This is a genomic window from Tabrizicola fusiformis (assembly GCF_013328815.1).
Lineage (GTDB): Bacteria > Pseudomonadota > Alphaproteobacteria > Rhodobacterales > Rhodobacteraceae > Fuscibacter.
On sequence record NZ_JABUHN010000009.1, the window covers coordinates 1 to 19,432 of the forward strand.

At 66.6% G+C, this 19,432-nt stretch carries 21 protein-coding genes; 8 read left to right on the forward strand and 13 right to left on the reverse strand.

Features of this window, described 5'->3' with window-relative positions; genetic code table 11:
- Both HS053_RS14620 and HS053_RS14625 read left to right on the forward strand, forming a co-directional pair.
- A partial coding sequence (locus tag HS053_RS14620) for a GcrA family cell cycle regulator (RefSeq protein ID WP_241699881.1) occupies positions 1 to 387 on the forward strand: 387 nt, incomplete at its 5' end.
- Positions 388 to 390: 3 nt separating this feature from the next.
- Entirely contained in the window at positions 391 to 873 is a 483-nt protein-coding gene (locus HS053_RS14625) for a hypothetical protein (protein ID WP_174212010.1), read from the forward strand.
- A gap of 3 nt (positions 874 to 876) precedes the next feature.
- Here the strand turns inward: HS053_RS14625 and HS053_RS14630 are convergent, their stop codons facing one another.
- Positions 877 to 1,341, reverse strand: coding sequence for an Lrp/AsnC family transcriptional regulator (locus HS053_RS14630; protein WP_174212011.1), 465 nt, complete (start codon positions 1,339 to 1,341; stop codon positions 877 to 879).
- Positions 1,342 to 1,483: 142 nt separating this feature from the next.
- Between HS053_RS14630 and ald the strand changes: the two genes are divergently transcribed.
- Positions 1,484 to 2,602, forward strand: a complete 1,119-nt coding sequence (gene ald, locus HS053_RS14635) for an alanine dehydrogenase (protein WP_174212012.1) — start codon at positions 1,484 to 1,486, stop codon at positions 2,600 to 2,602.
- 54 nt (positions 2,603 to 2,656) lie between these two features.
- Positions 2,657 to 3,262 (forward strand): ferric reductase-like transmembrane domain-containing protein, encoded by a 606-nt coding sequence (locus HS053_RS14640; protein WP_174212013.1) that lies wholly within the window; start codon positions 2,657 to 2,659, stop codon positions 3,260 to 3,262.
- Positions 3,263 to 3,310: 48 nt separating this feature from the next.
- Here the strand turns inward: HS053_RS14640 and mscL are convergent, their stop codons facing one another.
- From mscL to HS053_RS14695, 11 genes are all read right to left on the reverse strand, one after another.
- Positions 3,311 to 3,739, reverse strand: a complete 429-nt coding sequence (mscL, locus tag HS053_RS14645) for a large conductance mechanosensitive channel protein MscL (protein WP_174212014.1) — start codon at positions 3,737 to 3,739, stop codon at positions 3,311 to 3,313.
- Between the two features lie 163 nt (positions 3,740 to 3,902).
- Complete coding sequence (locus tag HS053_RS14650) at positions 3,903 to 6,242, reverse strand: aldehyde dehydrogenase family protein (RefSeq protein ID WP_174212015.1); 2,340 nt, start codon at positions 6,240 to 6,242, stop codon at positions 3,903 to 3,905.
- A gap of 234 nt (positions 6,243 to 6,476) precedes the next feature.
- The gene (gene deoC, locus HS053_RS14655; protein WP_174212016.1) at positions 6,477 to 7,463 is read right to left on the reverse strand and encodes a deoxyribose-phosphate aldolase; all 987 of its coding nucleotides are present in this window, start codon (positions 7,461 to 7,463) and stop codon (positions 6,477 to 6,479) included.
- Positions 7,464 to 7,620: 157 nt separating this feature from the next.
- Positions 7,621 to 7,986 carry a monovalent cation/H(+) antiporter subunit G gene (gene mnhG / locus HS053_RS14660; protein ID WP_174212017.1) on the reverse strand — a complete coding sequence of 122 codons (366 nt, stop codon included), beginning with the start codon at positions 7,984 to 7,986 and terminating at the stop codon, positions 7,621 to 7,623.
- Positions 7,987 to 7,993: 7 nt separating this feature from the next.
- Positions 7,994 to 8,263 (reverse strand): K+/H+ antiporter subunit F, encoded by a 270-nt coding sequence (locus HS053_RS14665; RefSeq protein WP_174212018.1) that lies wholly within the window; start codon positions 8,261 to 8,263, stop codon positions 7,994 to 7,996.
- Complete coding sequence (locus HS053_RS14670; RefSeq protein WP_174212019.1) at positions 8,260 to 8,754, reverse strand: Na+/H+ antiporter subunit E; 495 nt, start codon at positions 8,752 to 8,754, stop codon at positions 8,260 to 8,262. Before HS053_RS14670 ends, HS053_RS14665 begins: the two co-directional genes overlap by 4 nt.
- Before the next feature lie 3 nt (positions 8,755 to 8,757).
- Positions 8,758 to 10,197, reverse strand: coding sequence for a proton-conducting transporter transmembrane domain-containing protein (locus HS053_RS14675; protein ID WP_174212020.1), 1,440 nt, complete (start codon positions 10,195 to 10,197; stop codon positions 8,758 to 8,760).
- A complete protein-coding gene (locus HS053_RS14680; RefSeq protein ID WP_174212021.1) occupies positions 10,194 to 10,535 on the reverse strand; it encodes a Na+/H+ antiporter subunit C in 342 nt (113 codons plus the stop codon). Before HS053_RS14680 ends, HS053_RS14675 begins: the two co-directional genes overlap by 4 nt.
- Complete coding sequence (locus HS053_RS14685; RefSeq protein ID WP_174212022.1) at positions 10,532 to 13,363, reverse strand: monovalent cation/H+ antiporter subunit A; 2,832 nt, start codon at positions 13,361 to 13,363, stop codon at positions 10,532 to 10,534. The genes HS053_RS14680 and HS053_RS14685 overlap by 4 nt, the downstream gene beginning before the upstream one ends.
- 177 nt (positions 13,364 to 13,540) lie before the next feature.
- A complete protein-coding gene (locus HS053_RS14690; protein WP_174212023.1) occupies positions 13,541 to 14,770 on the reverse strand; it encodes an ROK family transcriptional regulator in 1,230 nt (409 codons plus the stop codon).
- Positions 14,771 to 14,794: 24 nt separating this feature from the next.
- On the reverse strand, positions 14,795 to 15,235 hold the full coding sequence (locus HS053_RS14695) for an RbsD/FucU family protein (protein ID WP_174212024.1): 441 nt from the start codon (positions 15,233 to 15,235) through the stop codon (positions 14,795 to 14,797).
- Between the two features lie 230 nt (positions 15,236 to 15,465).
- Between HS053_RS14695 and HS053_RS14700 the strand changes: the two genes are divergently transcribed.
- The 4 genes from HS053_RS14700 (at position 15,466) to HS053_RS14715 (ending at position 19,052) form a co-directional block, all read left to right on the forward strand.
- Positions 15,466 to 16,479: a substrate-binding domain-containing protein gene (locus tag HS053_RS14700; protein WP_174212025.1), complete on the forward strand. Its 1,014-nt coding sequence runs from the start codon at positions 15,466 to 15,468 to the stop codon at positions 16,477 to 16,479.
- Positions 16,480 to 16,585: 106 nt separating this feature from the next.
- Entirely contained in the window at positions 16,586 to 17,665 is a 1,080-nt protein-coding gene (locus HS053_RS14705) for an ABC transporter permease (protein WP_174212026.1), read from the forward strand.
- Positions 17,662 to 18,447 carry an ATP-binding cassette domain-containing protein gene (locus HS053_RS14710; RefSeq protein WP_174212027.1) on the forward strand — a complete coding sequence of 262 codons (786 nt, stop codon included), beginning with the start codon at positions 17,662 to 17,664 and terminating at the stop codon, positions 18,445 to 18,447. Before HS053_RS14705 ends, HS053_RS14710 begins: the two co-directional genes overlap by 4 nt.
- Complete coding sequence (locus tag HS053_RS14715; RefSeq protein ID WP_174212028.1) at positions 18,444 to 19,052, forward strand: nucleoside/nucleotide kinase family protein; 609 nt, start codon at positions 18,444 to 18,446, stop codon at positions 19,050 to 19,052. Before HS053_RS14710 ends, HS053_RS14715 begins: the two co-directional genes overlap by 4 nt.
- Before the next feature lie 150 nt (positions 19,053 to 19,202).
- Here the strand turns inward: HS053_RS14715 and rpsU are convergent, their stop codons facing one another.
- Complete coding sequence (rpsU, locus tag HS053_RS14720) at positions 19,203 to 19,409, reverse strand: 30S ribosomal protein S21 (protein ID WP_023666753.1); 207 nt, start codon at positions 19,407 to 19,409, stop codon at positions 19,203 to 19,205.
- Positions 19,410 to 19,432: the final 23 nt, after the last annotated feature.

A 19,432-nucleotide genomic window follows, 5' to 3' on the forward strand; every position in this document is an offset into this window, starting at 1 on the left:
GCGGCCGAACCGGCCCCCGCCCCGCGCCCCGCGGCCGAACGTCCGGCGCCGCAGCCGGCCGCAGCCGCCCCGGCCTCGGGTGCCACCGTCACCCCGCTGCCGGTGCGCAAGGCGATCATCCCCGCCGGTCAGCCGCTGCCGCCGCAACCTTCGGCCAATGAGATCAGCCCCGAGGCGCTGGCTTCGGTGCGCGAGGTCGAAAAGCGCGCCCGCAAGCTTACACTGATGGAACTGACCGAGCGCACCTGCAAATGGCCGATCGGCGACCCGGCAACCGAAGACTTCTGGTTCTGTGGCCTGCCCAGCCTGCCCGGCAAACCCTATTGCGAGGCACATGTCGGCGTCGCCTTCCAGCCGATGAGCGCGCGGCGCGACCGCCGCCGCTGACCCATGCGGCGGGTGGAGCCGCTTTATCGCAAGGTCAACACCCTTGCGCGCGGCGTCCGCCACCAAAGCGGCGGCGAAGCCCGCTGGCAGCGCAACACCAAGGCGGAAAAGGCCGAAACCGATGCGGGGCTGACCCTGGGCAAGATGGCGCAAGGGGTGCGGCGCGGTCTGGATTATACGCCGCTCTTTCGCTTTCTTCTCTCGAAGGTCGGGCAGGATTGGGACGCCGTGCAGGCAGAGGCCATTGCCCGCCTTGACCGGCCCGATCCGATCTATTGGCTGGTCGCCCGCACCGAAGAGGCGCGTCAGCCTGTGGTCTGGCTGGGCGAAAGCAGCCGCTACAGCGGGCTTTGCATCGACGATCAGAACCGGCTGCAACGGGTTGATCCCACGCTCACGATCAATGATCTGGAACCGACCTGCGCCTGTTGCACGCATACGTTCAACGGTCAGCGCCTGACCCGGCCCTATCGCCCGCCGGAGTAGCGCTCAGACCGACAGGGCCGTGGTCTGCACCACCGTCCGCAGGGCAAAGCTGGAATGCATCTGCCGCACGCCGGGCAGGCGGGACAGATACTGGCGGTGGATGCGGGCAAAATCCTCGGTGTCTTCGGCCATGATCTTGAGCAGGTAATCCGCCTGCCCCGCCATCAGATGGCATTCCAGAATGTCGGGGATGCGGGCCACCTCACGCTCAAAGGCGTCCAGCAGCTCATCCGCCTGCCCCTGCAGGGTGATTTCGACGAAAACCGTGGTGGGCTTGCCGATCTTGCGGGTGTCGAGCAGGGCGACGTATTTGCCGATGAACCCCTCTTCCTCAAGCCGCTGCACCCGGCGATGGCAGGCCGAAGGCGACAGGTTCACCCGCTCGGACAGGTCGGCATTGGTGATGCGGCCTTCCTTTTGCAGCACGGTCAGGATGCGGCGGTCGGTTGCGTCAAGCTGGGGCGTCATGGGATTTTCTGCGTCAATTTAGATTCTTCTGCGAAAAATCTACCACGCCACCGCCCGGACGCCACAGGAAATTCAAAACTCGTGCAACGATTCTGCGTCACGCTTTGCCGCAAGGACATCAGGTCCGACAGGGAGAGAGAACATGAAAATCGGTTGCCCGAGAGAAATCAAACCGCAGGAGTTTCGCGTCGGGATGACTCCCGACGCGGCACGCGAGGCCATCGCACATGGCCATGAGGTGATGATCGAGACCAAAGCCGGCCTGGGTGCCGGCTTTTCCGATTCCGATTATCAGGCCGTGGGCGCCAAGATCGTCGCCACGGCGGAAGAGGTTTTTGCTGCCGCCGAAATGGTGGTGAAGGTGAAAGAACCCCAGCCGGTTGAGCGCAAGCGTCTGCGCGCCGGGCAGCTTCTGTTCACCTATCTGCATCTGGCGCCCGACCCCGAGCAGACCGCCGACCTTCTGGCCTCGGGCGTCACCGCCATCGCCTATGAGACGGTGACGGATGACCGCGGCGGGCTGCCGCTCTTGGCGCCGATGTCCGAGGTGGCCGGTCGCCTTGCGCCGCAGGTCGGCGCCTGGACGCTGCAAAAGGCCAATGGCGGGCGCGGTGTGCTGCTGGGCGGGGTGCCGGGCGTTTTGCCGGCCAAGGTTCTGGTGATCGGCGGCGGGGTGGTGGGCACCCATGCGGCCAAGGTTGCCGCCGGGATGGGGGCGGATGTGACCGTCATCGACCGCTCGGTGAACCGGCTGCGCTATCTGGACGATGTGTTCGGGCATTCGTTCAAGAACGCTTATGCGAGCGCCGGCAACACGATTGCGCTGGCGCGCGAAGCCGATCTGATCATCGGCGCCGTGCTGATCCCCGGGGCGGCGGCGCCCAAACTGATCAGCCGGGCCCAACTGTCCGAGCTGAAGCCCGGGGCGGCGCTGGTCGATGTGGCGATTGATCAGGGCGGCTGCTTTGAGACCTCACGCGCCACCACCCACCAAGACCCGATCTATGAAGTGGACGGGATCATGCATTACTGCGTGGCCAACATGCCGGGCGCGGTGGCCCGCACCTCGACCCAGGCGCTTGGCAATGCGACGCTACCCTTCCTGCTGGCCTTGGCCGACAAGGGCTGGAAACGCGCCTGCGCCGAGGACCGCCACCTTCTGGCCGGGCTGAACACCCATGCGGGCAAGCTGACCTATGCGGCGGTGGGCGCCGCGCTGGGTCTGCCGGTGATCACGCCGACCGAAGCCTTGGCCCTGTAAGCGACGGAAGCCGCGCGCTGCGGCGTATATGGGGCATCTTGCACAGGGTGCCCCATGTTTTCCTACCAACGTTCGACCTATATCCTCTGGGCCGTGATGGCCCTTCCCGCGCTGACCATGGCCGGGGCGCTGTTTGGCGCCGATGCCCGCGCCTTTCACGGCCTGTTGCATCCGACCGGCGAATGGGCGGCGCGGCTCATGATCATCGGCATGATGGCCTCGGGATTGGTGCTGCTGTTTCGCGGGCAAAGCTGGCCGCGCTGGCTGTTGCATCACCGCCGCGACATCGAGGTGGCGGCCTTTATCTATGCCGCGCTGCACACGATCGTCTATGTGATCGACCGCGGCACTCTGGAGCGGATTCTTGCCGCGCTGCCCGAAACCACCATCTGGACGGGCTGGCTGGCGATGCTGCTGTTCGTGCCGCTGGCCGCCACATCGAACAATGCCGCGCAACGCTGGCTGCGGACAGGGTGGAAACAGGTGCAGCGGCTGGCATGGCCCGCCGCGGTGCTGGTGCTGATCCATTGGGCCGCGCTGCACGATTGGGGCGGCTGGGCCCCTGCGATGGTGCATTTCGGCCCGCTTCTGGCGCTTTGGGCCTATCGGTTGTGGTTCTGGAACCTGCGGCAGCGCCCCCAGCGCCCCGCCGCGGCCTGAACCACGGGCGGCCCGCAGGGAAACCTGCGGGCCGCTGCTTTTGCTGGCTTACTTCCTCAGCGCCGCCAGAATGTCCTTCAGCAGGTCCACTTCCGACGGGCCGGCCGGAACCGCCGCCGCCGCTTCGGCCGCCTCTTGCTTGGCCGTCGCCGCTTTCAGCTTGTTCACTGCCTTGACCAGCAGGAACACCACCCAGGCGATGATCAGGAAGTTGATGACCGCCGTCAGGAAAGCCCCATAGGCAAAGACCGGCGCTCCCGCCTCCTTGGCTGCCGCGAGCGAGGCCGGATTGGTCCCCGACAGGTCGATGAAGAGGTTCGAGAAGTCGATCCCGCCGGTGATCAGACCGATGATCGGGTTGATCAGATCGCCCACCAGCGAATTGACGATGGCCGTAAAGGCCGCGCCGATGATGATACCTACCGCCAGATCAACCACATTGCCCTTGGCGATAAAAGCCTTGAATTCGTTCAACATTCCACTGTTCCCCTTGAGATGTCCCGCGCCTGTTCACGCTTGGCCCCCGGATCATGCCACAATTACGCCGTGAACTTCACGGGGAAATTACAGCAATGCCGACCCGCAATTGCACCTTTCGAAATACTCCCGCCGGAGGCATCGCCGCCAGCCGCAGGCATGGTCACTCGCCATAGGGCACCCAGATGGTCTTGACCTCGGTCGCGCGGGCCAGAAACTCACGCCCCTCACCCGCAGCCCCGAACCAGTCGCGCGCCAGCCCGTTGTTCACCCATGTCCGTTTGAGGTTGCCGGCACTCTCAGCCTCGATCAGGCCCGAAACCGGCGCCGAGGTGAAGGACCAGAGTGCATCAAGGTCCATATGCCCCGCCAGCGGCTTGGCCAGTTCGCCATGGGCGCCGGTGACGATGTTGACCACACCGCCCGGCACGTCCGACGTATCCAGCACCTGATAGAAGTCGGTCGCCAGCAAAGGCGCCTCTTCCGAGGGCACCAGCACACAAGGGTTGCCCATCGCCATCGCCGGCGCCATCACCGAGATCAGCCCCAGAAGCGGCGCCTCCTGCGGGCACAGCGCGCCGATCACCCCCACCGGCTCGTTCATCGCCAATGCGACACCACGGATCGGCACCGGCTTGACCGCGCCTTCGTATTTGTCGGCCCAGGCGGCATAGGTGAAGAGGCGCCGCACCGCCGCCTCAACCTCGGCCTCGCCGGGCTTGCCGGTGCTGGCGCGCAGCCGGGCGGCAAACTCATCGGCGCGGGCCGAGAGGTTTTCGGCGATGTAATAGATCACCTGCGCCCGGGCATGGGCGGTCTGCCGGGCCCAGCCCCGGGCGGTCTGCGCCGCCTCGACCGCATTGCGGATGTCCTTGCGGTTGCCGATGCCGACATGACCCAACAGCGCCCCGCGCGCGCCGATCACCGGGCGGGAATAGCCGCCATCGGGCCGCGCCTGCTTGCCGCCGATGTAAAGCTTGGCGGTGCGGTCCAGCCCCGCAACCTCGGCCAGTGCGGGCGCCTCGGCCCGCGCTGGTTTCAGGCCCTGAGCGCGCCCCAGCGGGCGCTGATAGGCCGCCAGCCCCTCCCAGCCGCCCTCGCGGCCAAAGCCGCTTTCGCGCATCCCGCCAAAACCCGCCGCGGCGTCAAAGAGGTTGGTGGCATTGACCCAGACCACCCCGGCGCGCAGCTTGGGCGCCATGTCCAGCGCCAGATTGACATTCTCGGTCCAGACACTCGCCGCAAGTCCATAGCGGCTGTTGTTGGCCAGTTCCACCGCCTCGCCCGGGGTGCGGAAGGTCATGCTGACAAGAACCGGGCCAAAGATTTCCTCTTGCATCAGGGGCGAGGCCGAACCCAGCCCGGTGATCAGCGTCGGCGGATAGAAGCAGCCCTCGGGCACCGCGCAGGCGGCATGATAGACCTCACCGTCGCGGCACCCTTCGACCAGCGCGCGGATATTAGCCAACTGCACCGGATCGACGATCGCGCCTACGTCGATGCATTTATCCAGCGGGTCGCCCAGCCGCAGCCCGTCCATCCGGCGCTTCAGCTTGTCATGGAAGCGCGCTGCAACGCCTTCCTGCACCAGTAGGCGGCTTCCCGCACAGCAGACCTGCCCCTGATTGAACCAGATCGCATCCACCAGCCCCTCGACCGCGCTGTCAAGATCGGCATCGTCAAACACGATGTAAGGCGACTTGCCGCCCAGCTCCAAAGTCAGCGCCTTGCCGCTGCCCGCCGTGGCGCGGCGGATCGCGCGGCCCACCTCGGTTGACCCGGTAAAGGCCACCTTGGCCACATCGGGATGCGCCACCAGCGCCGCCCCGGTGTCACCATGGCCGGTGACGATGTTCAGCACGCCCTTGGGCAGGCCCGCCTCGCGGCTGATCTCGGCAAAGAGCAGCGCGGTCAGCGGGGTATATTCGGCCGGTTTCAGCACCACCGTATTGCCCGCTGCCAGCGCCGGAGCCACCTTCCACGCCAGCATGAGCAGCGGGAAGTTCCACGGGATCACCTGCCCGCAGACGCCCAGCGGGCCAAAGCCCGGCCGCTCGGCCTCGACCAGTTGCGCAAGGCCCGCGTGATAATAGAAATGCCGCGCGACCAGCGGCAAGTCGATGTCGCGCGCCTCGCGGATCGGCTTGCCGTTGTCCATCGTCTCCAGCACGGCCAGTAGGCGGGAATGCTTCTGCACCAGCCGGGCCAGCGCATAAAGATACTTCGCCCGCTCATGCCCCGAAAGCCGCGCCCATTTCGGCTGCGCCCGCTTGGCCGCCGCCACCGCCGCCGCAACATCGGCTGCGGCCCCCTCGGTGACCTCGGCCAGAACCTGCCCCGTCGCCGGGTTCTTCGTGGCAAAAACTTCGCCCGGCGCGGTGAAGGCGCCGTCGATCCAATGCCCGAACCTGCCTTGATGCCCGGCAATCCAGGCCAGCGCCTCGGCATTGCCCTCCGGCGCGGGACCATAGCACATGCTGTCGAAAATTTCCTTGATAGTCATCTCAAAACCCACTTTCGACCTGAGAGACCCAGTCGCCCTTGATCCCTCAGGGTCTGCCCGGCCCATCGCATATCGTACTGCCACGTATAGAAAATATCTCCTGACCGCCTGAGCTCCGCTTCATGCGCGGCCCAAATCGCCTTCGCGACTTCAACCAAAGTGGCCTCGCCACCCAGACCCTTGAGGGCAGTCACAACTATCTCGGGGAAGTCCGCTCTGCTAATTGGCATTACCCTACCCCATCGCGTGGCGGTTGGCGGCCGAGTAATGGCCGGTCAGGTGGTGTTCCAGTTGCCGCTCGATATCGCCCAGAAGCGACGAGGCGCCAAAGCGGAAGAGGTCGGGTTGCAGCCAGGGGTGGCCCAGTTCATCCTTCATCAGCGCGAGGTAGAGCAGCGCATCCTTGGCCTTGGAAATCCCGCCTGCGGGTTTGTAGCCCACCTTGATGCCGGTGCGGTCCTGATAGTCGCGGATGCAGCGGATCATGGTCAGCGTGACCGGCAGCGTGGCGTTCACCGTCTCTTTGCCGGTCGAGGTCTTGATGAAATCCGCCCCTGCCATCATGCAGACCAGCGAGGCGCGGGCGACGTTGCGCAGCGTGCCCAGCTCGCCGGTGGCGAGGATCGCCTTGACATGGGCCGCCCCACAAGCCGCCCGCATCTCGGCCATCTCGTCATAAAGCGCCTGCCAGTTGCCGGTCAGCACATGCCGGCGCGAGATCACAATGTCGATTTCCGCCGCCCCGGCCCGGACACTTTCGCCGATTTCGGCAATCCGCAGCCGGTAGGGCGACAGCCCCGCCGGAAAGCCGGTCGAGACCGCCGCCACCGGAATGCCCGAACCTTCCAGCGCGCGGACGGCGGTTTCCACCATCTCGTGATAGACGCAGACCGCGCCGGTGGTCAGGCCCTCCATCCCCAGCGCGGCGAGAAGGTCCGGCCGCACCGGCTGGCGCGCCTTGGCGCAGAGGCGCTGCACCCGGCCTGCCGTATCGTCGCCCGCAAGGGTGGTCAGGTCGATCAGCGAAATCGCCTTGAGGAGCCAGGCCGCCTGATAGTCTTTCTTAACGCTGCGCCGCCCGCCCAAGGTGGCCGCCCGCCGCTCGATCGCCGAGGTGTTGGCCTGCACCGAGGCCACCCAGTCAAGGTCAAGCGTCATGCCCGGATTGCGCGCATGGGTCAGTTGCGGCAACTGGCTGCGCGTCTGCTCGGTCGTCTGCATCCTGCCGGCCCCCCGCGTGGTGATCTTGGGATCAGGCTGGCATGGTCGCGGCAGGCTGGCAAGGTGGCGGGCGGCGCAGCGGCAGGAATTTGACTATCGGGTCAGCTTTCGTGGCGCCGCCGCATCGGACCGAAACCGGACCATTCAGGGACCAGCCTCAGGCATCGTCCAGAGTGTCATCCTGCGAGGCCCAGCGGGCGCCGGTGCCCGGCTGCGGCAGGCTGCGGCGGTCCACCGTGCGGTGCATATGGGTGCGCGCCAGATAGAGCGCTGTCAGCGGCGCGGTCAGGTAAAGGAAGGCCGCCACCAGAACCTCACCCAGCGAGAAGCTGCCGTTTGCCCAAGGCAGCGCCAGCGCCGCCGCCAGCATGGCCGCCCCGACGCCCACCGTTGTTGCCTTGGTGGGGGCGTGCAGCCGCTGCATCGGGTCGCGCAGCCGAAGCAGCCCCCAGCTTCCGATCAGGCCGAACAGGCCGCTGAGGATCAGCAGGGCGGCAAGGGCAATGTCGATCAGCAGGCTCATGGCATCCTCATTCGATGATGCTGCCGCGCAGCAGGAATTTGCAGAAGGCCACGGTCGAAACGAACCCCGTCATCGCCAAAAGCATCGCCGCCTCGAAATTCAGGCCCGAGGCGGTCTTGACCCCGTAAAGCACGATCAGCGCGATGGTGTTCACCACCATCGTATCCACCGCAAGGATGCGGTCCGGCAGGGTTGGCGCCCGCAAAAGGTGGATCAGGTTCAGCAGAAGCGCCACGGCAAAGCAGCCGAAGGCAAAGGTCAGGGCAAGGGCCATCATGGTTCAAAGATCCTTTTCAGGCGGGCCTCGTATCGGGTGGCAACCTCATCGCGCAGCGCGTCGGGATCGGGGGCGTGCAGGGCATGGACCAGCAGCACCTTGCCATCGGCCGAGATATCGGCGGTCAGGGTGCCCGGCGTCATGGTGATGGTGCCCGCGAGGATCGACACCGCCTCGGGCGAGGTCAGGGTGACGGGCACCGCCACCCAGGCCGAGCGGATGCGTTCGGGCGGCCAGAACAGCACGATCCGCGCCACCTGAAAATTCGCCTTGATCACATCGACCAGCACCAGCCCCAGATAGGGCGGCAACAGCCATGGCCGATAGAGACGCGACTGGTCCGGCCAGTAGCGCGCCGTCAGAAGCGGGATCGCCGTGGCGAGGATCAGCGCCATCACCAGCGAGCCAAGCGCCGGGCGACCAACCAGCATCAGCCAGAAGATCACCAGAAGCAGGCTGAGGAGCGGATGCGGAAACAGGCGGCGCAGCATGGGTCAGCCTCCGCTTTGCGGCGCGGTGGCCGCGATATAGGGGGCCGGATCGGCCAGCCCTTCGGCGACGCCCTTCAACCACAGGGTCAGCGGCCCGGCGAGCAGCGTCATGGCAACCAGCCCCGCCAGCAGCAGGCCAGTCGCGGCAAGGGCCAGCGGCTCTGCCGCCGTGGGGGCGGTGCCGCGCGCCTTCCAGAACCGGGCCGAGCCGGTGAGGGCAAAGCCAAGGATGGTCAGGAAACTGGCCAGCAGAACCGCGCTCCAGATCAGCGGTGCCTGCGCCTCAAGCGCCTGCAAGAGCAGGATTTTTCCCAAGAAGCCCGACAGCGGCGGCAGGCCCGCCACGGCAATCGCGCTGGCCATGAACAGCGCCGCCACCGGGCCCGAGGCGCCCCGCCGCCCCGCCAGATCGGCGACAAGGAACAGCGCCGCCCCGGCGAGGGTCGAATGGATCAGGTAGTAAAGGGCGGCCACCGTCGCCCCGGGTGTTGCGGCCGCCACACACAGAAACACCAGCCCCATTGAGCCGATGGCGGCAAAGGCGGCCTGCCGGGGCAGGTCGCGGCTGCCCAGCACACCAACGGCGCCCAGCGCCAGCGTGGCCAGCGCCGCCGGTTGCAGAAGTTCGGCCCACATCCCCGCCGTCGGCCCGGCGTCAAACACCAGCCAGCCCAGCCGCAGCGCCGCGTAGGCGCCGACCTTGGTCATGATGGCAAACAGGGCGGCTACCGGCCCGGGGGCGGCGGCATAGGTGCCCGGCAGCCAGAATTGCAGCGGCACCAGCGCGCCCTTTACCGCAAAGACCATCAGCAGCAGCACCGCCGCCACCCGCGCCAGCGCCTGATCTCCCGGCGGCAGCAGCGGCCATTTCTGCGCCAGATCGGCCATGTTCAGCGTGCCGGTCACCGCATAGATCGTCGCCAGCGCAAAGAGAAACAGCGTCGAGCCGACAAGGTTGAAGCCGACATACTGGATGCCCGCCCGCAGCCGCCCTGCCCCGCCGCCATGCACCATCAGCCCGTATGAGGCGATCAGCAGCAGCTCGAAGAACACGAAGAGGTTGAAGGCGTCGGCAGTCAGGAAAGCGCCGGCCAGCCCGGCCAGCAGGAACAGGAACAGCGCATGGAAATGCCTGCCCCGCGCGTCCCAGCCGCTGGCCATGGTATAGACCAGCACCGGCAGCGCCACCACCGCAAGCAGCAAAAGCATCAGCACCGACAGCCCGTCGGCAATCAGCACGATGCCAAAGGGCGCCGGCCAGTTGCCAAGGTGATAGGCCACAGGCGCTCCGCCCCGCCCCGCCAACAGCAGCGCCAGCGCAAGAAACCCCGCTGCCCCGGCCAGCGCGATCAGCCGTTGCAGCGCGATCCCGCGCGCCACAAGCAGGATCAGCCCCGCCAGAACCGCAGGCAGCAGGATGGGCGCGATGACAAGATGGCTCATTCCCCCGCCTCCGCATCATCGCGCAGGTCCACCCGGTCATGGCCCGCCCCCAGATGGGCGCCAATCGCCATCAGCACCAGCACCGCCGTCATGCCAAAGGAAATCACGATGGCCGTCAGCACCAGCGCCTGCGGCAGCGGGTCGGTATAGCCGGGCGCGGCCTTGTCGATGATCGGCGGCAGGCCGGGGGCAAGGCGGCCCGAAATGAAGATGAAGATGTTGACGGCATAGGACAGGAAGGTCAGCCCGAGGATCACCGGGAATGTCCGCAGCCGCAGGATCAGATAGACCCCGCAGGCGGTCAGCAGCCCGATGGTGACGGCGATGAGCAGGTTCATGGCCGATCCTCCCGCTGCGCCAGAACGTCATGCGGGGCCGAAGCCACCCGCTCCCCCCCGCGCTGCGCCAGCCGGGACAGTTGCGCCAGCGCCAGCATCACCGCCCCCAGCACGCAAAGGAACACCCCAAGGTCAAACACGGCAGCGGTGGCCCATTCGAACTCTTCCAGCGGCCAGGGGTGAAGATAGCCATAGGCCGAGGTCAGGAAGGGCCGCCCGGCAAACCACGCGCCGATGCCGGTGGCACTGGCCACCAGAACCCCGGCGCCGATCAGCAGATGCGCGTCCAGCCGCCGCCGCGCCTCGCTCCAGCCATAACCCGAGGCGAGGTATTGCAGCATCAGCGCGATGGCCGCCACCAGCCCCGCCACAAAGCCGCCGCCCGGCATATTGTGCCCCCGCAGGAAGATATAGGCAGCCACCATCAGCGCGACCGGCAGCAAGAGCCGCGTCGCCATCACCAGAATCACCGGATGGCGGTCGCCCGCGATGCCCGGGTCTTCGCGCCGGGCCAGCAGCCGGTCATTGGCCGGGCCCGGCGACAACAGCGCATCAGCCAACGCAAAGATGATCAGCGCCGCGATGCCCAGAACGGTAATCTCGCCCCATGTATCAAAGCCGCGGAAATCGACGATGATCGTGTTCACCGCATTGGTGCCGCCCGCCCCCGGCTTGGACTGCGCCAGATGATAGGCCGAGATCGGTGCGAACGCGGCATCGCGCGACAAAAGTGCAAAGGCCAGCGCCGCCGTGCCCAGCCCCGCCGCCGCCGCCAGCACCAGATCGCGCGCACGCCGCCATGGGTGGCTTTCGGCGGGCGTCTCACGCGGCAGGAACGACAGCGACAGCAGCATCAGCAGCACCGTCACCACCTCGACCGTGATCTGGGTCAGCGCAAGGTCGGGCGCGGCAAGATAGGCAAAGCCCAGCGCGATCAGCAGGCCGACCACCCCGATGAACAAAAGCGCCAAGAGCCGCTGGCGATGCAGGACCACCGTCGCAAGGCTCGCCACCGCCAGAACCGCCGTGGCCGCCAGCACGGCAAGGTCCATCGGCACCGGCGGCCTTGTGCCGGCCATATGACTGCCGGTCAGGAAGGCCCAAAGCCCGCCCGCCAGCATCGCGCCCACCGCAATCGCCAACGCCCCGGACAGCCTCCCGCTGTCCGCCCGGGCCAGAACGGCCCGCGACAGGGCCAGCGCGCCGGCCACCAGCGCCTCAAAGATCGCCTTGGCGTCGGGGCGCGGGCTGGTCTGCCACAGCGTCGCCAGACGCGGCCACAGCCCCCAGAGCGCCAGCCCCGCCCCCACAGCGCCCAGCGACAGCCAGAGCGCGGGCACTTCGGCCCCATGCCACAGCGCCAGATGCAGATGCGGCACATGGCCCGTCACCGCCCCCGCCGCCGCCTGCGCCAAGGGCGCCAGCAGCAGCATCGGCGCGAGCCCGGAGGCGACAACCAGCGCCACCAGCAGCGCAGGTGCGAGCCAAAGCCCCGGCCCCGGATCATGCGGCGGATGGTCCAGCGGGCCGCGCGTCTGGCCAAGGAACGTCGCGGACCAGAGCCGCAGCGTATAGCCCACCGACAGGGCGGCACCCGCCACCGCTGCCACCACCACCCAGCCCCCGGCATGGGCCGCGGCCTCAAGCATCAGTTCTTTCGACAGAAAACCGTTCAGGGGGGGCAGGCCCGCCATCGCCGCCGCCGCCAGCGTCGCCAGCGCGAAGGTCAACGGCATCTGTTGCCGCAAGCCGCCCAGCCGGTCAATCTCGCGGGTATGCGCCGCATGGTCGATGATCCCCGCCAGCATGAAAAGCGCCGCCTTGAAACTGGCATGGGCAAGGATATGCACCATCGCCGCCGCCGCGGCCGCTTCGGTTCCCAGCCCCAGAAGGAAGGTGATCAGACCCAGATGGCTAACCGTGGAATAGGCGAGGATCGCCTTTAGGTCGGTCTTGAACAGCGCAATCGCCGCGCCAAGGATCAGCGTCACCAGACCCGCCCCGGCCACCAGCGCCGTCCACTCCGGCGTGCCCGCCAGCACCGGCCAAAGCCGCGCCATCAGGAATAGCCCCGCCTTCACCATGGTTGCCGAATGCAGATAGGCGGAAACCGGCGTGGGCGCCGCCATGGCATGGGGCAGCCAGAAATGGAACGGAAACTGCGCCGATTTGGTGAAGGCGCCCAAAAGAATCAGCAGCAGCGCCGGCAGATACACCGGGCTGGCCTGAATCTGGTCGCGCGCAGCAAGGACCGTGTCCAACTCGAACCCGCCCGCGATCCGGCCCAAAAGCAGCACACCCGCCAGCATGGCAAGCCCGCCGCCGCCCGTCACCGCCAGTGCCATCCGCGCGCCCTGCCGCCCATCGGGCCGGTCGCTCCACCAGCCGATCAAGAGGAAGGAGGTGAGCGAGGTCAGCTCCCAGAAGACCGCCAGCATCAACAGATTGCCCGACAGAACGATGCCCAGCATCGCCCCCTGAAACAGCATCAGATAGCTCAGGAACCGCCCCATCGGATCGGCGGCGTCCAAATAAAAGCGGGCGTAGAGGATGATCAACAGCCCGATGCCCAGAATCAGCGTGGCAAAGAGCAGGCCCAGCCCGTCCAGCCGCAGGCTGAACATCAGCCCCGCCTCGGGGAGCCAGCCCGCCTGCCAGCGGATCACCTCGCCCCGCAGCACCGCCGGGGCGTGGGACATCACGCCATAAAGCGCCAGCGCCGTTGCCAGAGCCGCCGCGAGTGCCGCCGCCCCGCGCCCCGCCCGCAAGGCCAAACCGGGCAGGAACGCGCCCAGAAAGGGAAGCGCTGCAATCAGGGCAAGCGTCATGTTTGCGGCCTTCCTTCGTCGAGGCGGTGCGGATGCGTCGCGGCGAATTTCCTGCAAGATGGCGCCTAAGTGCCGCCGTTTCAAGCAAATGCGACCGAATACCCACCCAGCCACCGCACCGCAAAGCGCGGGCAGGCCCATTTCCGGGCTTCAGACAGGCCGCGGCGGGGGGCGGCGCTACATCGCCCCTAGCCCCTCGCGCAGCGCGGCGTTCTGGTCCAGCAGGTAGCGCTGCGACAGGGGAATGGCCGCAGCGCCCAGCGAGCGGGCCTGCGCGCCCACCGTGCCTTCGCGGATCGCCGGGGGGGAAACCCCTGCAAGGTCCAGCCGGTGCAGCGCGGCATGGGTGCGGCGGGTGACCTCTGCCCGGATGGCGGAGGGCATCCAGCCGTCGATCAGGATCGCCTCAAGCTCCAGAAGCGTCGCCGCCGACAGGGCCGCCGCTGCCAGCCCCTCGGCGGCCAGAGTCATCCAGCCGTCCAGCACCGGCGCCGAAACGGTCCAGCCATCGGGCTGTTCCCAGAGGTGATCGGCGCTTTCGCCCGCCGCCTCCATCCTTGCCGCCAGCACCGAGAGCGAGGCGACATCGAAAAGCCGCCGCATCCGGCCATCACCGCCGGGCACCGGCATCGGCCCCACGCCGGCGGCATTGCCGGTGCGGCCCAGAAAAAGCTGGCCGTTCAGCACAAGCCCGCCACCGATGAAGGTGCCGAAGTAGAAATAGAGGAAATCCTTGGGCCGCTCGCCGGTGCCGAAGATCAGCTCCGCCCCGCAGGCCGAGGTGGCGTCGTTCTGCACATAGACGGCCATGCCGGTGGTCGCCGTCAGCTCCGCCTGAATGTCGCGGTCGCGCCAGGCGTCCATTTCGGCCTGCGGCGCGCCCAGTTCCTCGACCCAACTCCACAGTTGAAAGGGCATCGCCACGCCCAGCCCGCCGATACGGTCGCGCAGCGCCTCGGGCAGCACTGAGAGCAGGCCCGGCAGCGCCTCGGCCACGAAACCGACAATGCGGTCGGGGGTGGGATAGCGGTAAATGCGGCGCAGGGTGTTGCGGACCCGCCCCAGAAAGTCGATCAGCGTCAGATCGGCCGACCGCCGCCCCACCTTCAGCCCGACAAAGAACGCCCCCTCGGCATTCAGCGACATCGGCACCGAAGGCTGGCCGATCCGCCCGCGCACTGGCTCGCCGCGCTGCAAAAGCCCCTCTTGTTCCAGCGCGCGCATGATCACCGAAACCGTCTGCGCCGACAGGCCGGTGATCCGGGCAATATCGGATTTCGCCAGCGCCCCGTTCTGCCGCACCAGCGACAGCACCAGACGTTCGTTATGCGCCCGCATCCCCGACTGATTCGTCCCGCGAAGCGCGGTCGCCTCGGCAAGCGAAAGGTCTGGAGTGGCGTCCTGCATGACGGGCCTGTCGGTTTGAACGGGTCAGCTTGACCCATCTGGGAAAATGACACCTTTGCGAAGGATCACGTTGCCGTAAAGCGCGGGCTCGCCCGTGGCAACCACTGTATGCGCGGCGCGGATACGGGGATAGAGAGCGTCGCCCGAAAGCGGCACCACGGCAAAGTCGGGCACCATCCGGGCGGCAAGCGCGTCGATTTCATGGTGGATCGGGGCGGCCTGTGCCGGGTCATTGTTCAGACTGGCACGGAACACCGCCTGCGGCACCGCCCGGTCCAGCGGCAAAAGCCGCAAGATCGCCGCCATCAGCGCCAGAACGCCATGGCCATCGGCCCGCACCAGCCGCCGCGCATGGTCCTGCGCGGGGTAATTGCCATCGACCAGCGCGATTTCGTCGCCATGCCCCATCGCGCGCAGGGTGGCCAGCAACTCCGGGCCAAGGATGGAAGGGATGCCGATCAGCATCGGGGCTCTCCGTTTGTGGACTGCCGCCATTTTGCGCGACCTTTGGGCCGCGATGGCGCTTGAAGAGGCAGATTGCGGGGCGAGGGCGGGCCTGTCAATATTAAATCACTCTGATTTATTTATCTTGACGCAGGACCGGGAATCAGGCCATCTGAGCGACGACGCCGGGTCGGGAGCCTGTCGCCAAGCCTAAACCGGGGGGCATGACCCCCACCCTTGGGAGGACTGCAATGAAACTGAAAACCACAGCCCTGTTGGGCGCAGCCGCGCTTGCCCTGATGGCAGGCACCGCCTCGGCCGCCGATCTGGCCTGCCTGATCACCAAGAACAACACCAACCCCTTCTTCGTGAAGATGAAGGACGGCGCCGAAGCCGCCGCCACCGCCGCTGGTCTGGACTTCCAGGCCTATGCCGGTGAGAAGGACGGCGACGCCGCCCCGCAGATCACCGCCATCGAGAATTGCATCGCCGCCGGCGCCAAGGGCATCCTGATCACGCCCTCGAACGACTCGGTCGGGCCTGCCCTGAAAGACGCCCGCGCTGCCGGCATTCTGGTCATCGCGCTGGACACGCCGCTTGCCGATGCCGAAGCGCAGGACATCACCTTTGCGACCGACAACTTCGAAGCGGGCCTGCGCATCGGCAAATGGGCCGCGGCCAAGCTGGGCGCCGAAGCAGCCAATGCCAAGATCGCCATGCTGGACATCAACAAGGACAACATCTCGGTGGACGTGGCGCGCGACACCGGCTTCCTCGTGGGCTTTGGCATCGAAGTGCCGAACCTTGCCGTTCTGGCCTCGGAAACCGACCCGCGCGTGGTGGGGCATGAAACCTCGGACGCGAACCCCGAAGGCGGTCTGCGCGCGATGGAAACCCTGCTGGCCAAAGACCCCGACATCAACGTGGTCTACACCATCAACGAACCGGCCGCCGAAGGTGCCTATCAGGCGCTGAAGGCTGCGGGCAAGGAAGGTCAGGCGATCATCGTTTCGGTTGACGGCGGCTGCCCGGGCGTTGCCTCGGTCAAGTCGGGCGTGATCGGCGCCACCTCGCAGCAATACCCGATGCTGATGGCATCCAAAGGCATCGAGGCGATCGTCGCCTATGCCAAGGACGGCACCAAGCCGATGGTTTCCGAAGGTCTGTCCTTCTTCAACACCGGCGTGAACCTTGTCACCGACCAGCCGGTCGAAGGCGTCGAGTCGATCGACACCACCAAGGGCACGGAGCTGTGCTGGGGCTGATCCCGGCTTCCATCTGACTTGATTAAATGAAGGGCGGCTTTACAGTCGCCCTTCTTCATAGCCGGGGCTGCCCTGCCCCGTCGGCCATCACGGGGGAACCGCAGAGATGAGCGCAGAAGACACACCGACCAAGACGATTTCCGATTACGAGGCCGTGCTGACCAAGGCGAGTTCCGCCGTCGCCGCCTTTGAAAAGGACGACAAGACACTGGTTCACGTCGCGCGGGGTTATCTGCGCAAGAACCCCACGTTGATCCCGGCCCTGGTGCTGCTGATCTCGATCACCGCCTTTTCCATCATCGCGCCGCGCTTTCTGGGGATCGGCGCGCTTTCGACCGTGCTGAAACAGGTCACCGTCACCGGCTTTGTCGCATTGGCGCAGACGCTGGTGATCCTGACGGCGGGGATCGACCTTTCGGTGGGCGCCATCCTTGTGATCTGTTCGCTGATCATGGGCAATCTGGCTGTCTTTTCCGGGGTGCCGGTGCTGCTGGCGGTGCTGATCGGGCTGTTCTTCGGTGGGCTGATGGGCCTGTTGAACGGGGTGCTGGTGGCCAAGGTCAAGCTGCCCCCCTTCATCGTGACGCTGGGCACGCTGTCGATCTTCAACGCGCTGAAACTCTGGTATTCGCAGTCGGAATCCATCCGCAACGTCGATATCACCGAAAAGGCGCCGGGCCTTCTGTGGTTCGGCAATGGGTTCAACCTTGGCGGCGCCTCGATCAGCTATGGCGGGATCACCCTGATCCTCTTGGCGGCGCTCTTGTGGTATGTGCTGAACCATACCGCCTGGGGCCGCCATGTTCATGCCATCGGCGATGACCCGGATGCGGCGATGCTTTCGGGGATCCGGGTGAACCGGGTGCTGATTTCGGTCTATTGCGTGGCGGGCGTGATCTGCGGCTTTGCCGCATGGATTGCGGTGGGCCGCGTCGGCTCGATCTCGCCCATCGCCTTTGACACGGTGAACCTCGGCTCGATCACCGCAGTTGTGATCGGGGGCACCTCGCTCTTCGGCGGGCGCGGCTCGATCATCGGATCGGTGCTGGGTGCGTTCATCGTGGGGGTGTTCAACACCGGCCTGTCGCTGGCCGGCGTGGATGACTACTGGCAGATGTTCGCCGCCGGTTGCCTGGTGATCGTCGCCGTCGCTCTGGACCAATGGCTGCGGAGGGCTTCGCAATGACTGCTGTTCAACCTGTCCTGAAGGCCACCGGCCTGATGAAGCGCTATGGCACCGTGGTGGCCATGAACGGTGCCGACTTTGACCTGATGCCGGGCGAGATCTGCGCGGTGATCGGTGACAACGGCGCAGGCAAATCGACGCTGATCAAGGCGCTGTCGGGCGCCGTGACGCCCGACCATGGCGAGATCCTGCTGGACGGCCAGCCGGTCCACTTCCGCAGCCCCGACGATGCCCGCGCGCTGGGGATCGAAACGGTCTACCAGAACCTTGCCATGTCGCCGGCCCTGTCGATTGCCGACAACATGTTTCTGGGCCGCGAATGGCGCAAGCCCGGCATCATGGGCAGCCTCTTTCGCCAGATGGACCGCCCGCGGATGGAGAAATTCGCCCGCGACAAGTTGAGCGAACTGGGCCTGATGACCATTCAGGACATCAGCCAGGCGGTGGAGACGCTTTCGGGCGGCCAGCGGCAGGGGGTTGCGGTGGCACGGGCGGCGGCCTTTGGCTCCAAGGTGGTGATCCTTGACGAACCCACCGCCGCGCTGGGCGTCAAGGAAAGCCGCCGGGTGCTGGAGCTGATCCGCGATGTGCGGGCGCGGGGGATTCCGATCATCCTGATCAGCCACAACATGCCACATGTGTTCGAAGTGGCCGACCGCATCCATATCCACCGTCTGGGCCGCAGGCTCTGCGTGATCCGGCCGCAGGATTATTCGATGTCGGATGCCGTGGCCTTCATGACGGGCGCCAAGCTGCCCGAAGGTGTGAGCGAGGCGGCATGACCCCGCAGGCGCTGGCCGATCTGATCCGCCGGCGCGCGGAAAACAATGGCCCGGGGCGGTTCCTGACCGCCCTGGCCGGCCCGCCGGGCGCGGGCAAATCCACCCTTGCGGCGGCGCTGGTGGCCGCTTTGGGCGCAGGCGCCCGGGCGGTGCCGATGGACGGGTTCCATTATGACGACGGCCTGCTGATCCGCCGCGGGCTGCGCGACCGCAAGGGCGCCCCGGAAACCTTTGACGCAGCGGGCTTTCTGCATCTGTTGCAGCGCCTGCGGGTTGAGGACGAGGTGGCCATTCCCCTCTTTGACCGCGATCTGGAAATTTCCCGGGCCGGGGCCGATGTGGTCAGCCCCGAAGACCGTTTGCTGGTCGTCGAAGGCAACTGGCTGTTGCTGGATGAAGCACCCTGGAACGCCGCCCGCTATGACCTGACCGTCTTCATCGACGTGCCCGAGGCCGAGCTGGACCGCCGCCTTGTCGCCCGCTGGGCGCATCACGGCAAGACCCCGGAACAGGCCCGCGCATGGATCGACGGCAACGACCTGCCCAACATCCGCCGTTGCATCGCAGGCTCGCGCCGGGCCGATGTGGTGATCGGCTGGGGATGATCCCGGGCGGGATGGGCAGATTGCCCATCCTACGCCGCCCGCCTGTAGGATGGGCAATCTGCCCATCCCCCTCCCCCGGAAATGAAAAACCCCCGGACCAGCCGGGGGTTGATCGGGCGGGCATCGCTGCCCCAGTGTCGCTTGAACGCCTTAGAGAGCGCCTTCGCGTTGCGCCTTCTTGCGCGCCAGTTTGCGCGCACGGCGGACCGCTTCGGCTTGCTCGCGCGCTTTTTTGACGGAGGGTTTCTCGAAATGTTGCTTGAGCTTCATTTCGCGGAACACGCCTTCGCGCTGGAGCTTTTTCTTGAGGGCCCGGAGGGCTTGCTCGACGTTATTGTCGCGGACGCTGACCTGCATGTGGTTGTCACCACCTTCCTAAG

Coding starts and splice junctions, on each gene's coding strand:
- HS053_RS14625 (WP_174212010.1), top strand. CDS start 391: ATGCGGCGGGTGGAGCCGCTTTATCGCAAGGTCAACACCCTTGCGCGC.
- HS053_RS14630 (WP_174212011.1), bottom strand. CDS start 1,341: ATGACGCCCCAGCTTGACGCAACCGACCGCCGCATCCTGACCGTGCTG.
- ald (WP_174212012.1), top strand. CDS start 1,484: ATGAAAATCGGTTGCCCGAGAGAAATCAAACCGCAGGAGTTTCGCGTC.
- HS053_RS14640 (WP_174212013.1), top strand. CDS start 2,657: ATGTTTTCCTACCAACGTTCGACCTATATCCTCTGGGCCGTGATGGCC.
- mscL (WP_174212014.1), bottom strand. CDS start 3,739: ATGTTGAACGAATTCAAGGCTTTTATCGCCAAGGGCAATGTGGTTGAT.
- HS053_RS14650 (WP_174212015.1), bottom strand. CDS start 6,242: ATGACTATCAAGGAAATTTTCGACAGCATGTGCTATGGTCCCGCGCCG.
- deoC (WP_174212016.1), bottom strand. CDS start 7,463: ATGCAGACGACCGAGCAGACGCGCAGCCAGTTGCCGCAACTGACCCAT.
- mnhG (WP_174212017.1), bottom strand. CDS start 7,986: ATGAGCCTGCTGATCGACATTGCCCTTGCCGCCCTGCTGATCCTCAGC.
- HS053_RS14665 (WP_174212018.1), bottom strand. CDS start 8,263: ATGATGGCCCTTGCCCTGACCTTTGCCTTCGGCTGCTTTGCCGTGGCG.
- HS053_RS14670 (WP_174212019.1), bottom strand. CDS start 8,754: ATGCTGCGCCGCCTGTTTCCGCATCCGCTCCTCAGCCTGCTTCTGGTG.
- HS053_RS14675 (WP_174212020.1), bottom strand. CDS start 10,197: ATGAGCCATCTTGTCATCGCGCCCATCCTGCTGCCTGCGGTTCTGGCG.
- HS053_RS14680 (WP_174212021.1), bottom strand. CDS start 10,535: ATGAACCTGCTCATCGCCGTCACCATCGGGCTGCTGACCGCCTGCGGG.
- HS053_RS14685 (WP_174212022.1), bottom strand. CDS start 13,363: ATGACGCTTGCCCTGATTGCAGCGCTTCCCTTTCTGGGCGCGTTCCTG.
- HS053_RS14690 (WP_174212023.1), bottom strand. CDS start 14,770: ATGCAGGACGCCACTCCAGACCTTTCGCTTGCCGAGGCGACCGCGCTT.
- HS053_RS14695 (WP_174212024.1), bottom strand. CDS start 15,235: ATGCTGATCGGCATCCCTTCCATCCTTGGCCCGGAGTTGCTGGCCACC.
- HS053_RS14700 (WP_174212025.1), top strand. CDS start 15,466: ATGAAACTGAAAACCACAGCCCTGTTGGGCGCAGCCGCGCTTGCCCTG.
- HS053_RS14705 (WP_174212026.1), top strand. CDS start 16,586: ATGAGCGCAGAAGACACACCGACCAAGACGATTTCCGATTACGAGGCC.
- HS053_RS14710 (WP_174212027.1), top strand. CDS start 17,662: ATGACTGCTGTTCAACCTGTCCTGAAGGCCACCGGCCTGATGAAGCGC.
- HS053_RS14715 (WP_174212028.1), top strand. CDS start 18,444: ATGACCCCGCAGGCGCTGGCCGATCTGATCCGCCGGCGCGCGGAAAAC.
- rpsU (WP_023666753.1), bottom strand. CDS start 19,409: ATGCAGGTCAGCGTCCGCGACAATAACGTCGAGCAAGCCCTCCGGGCC.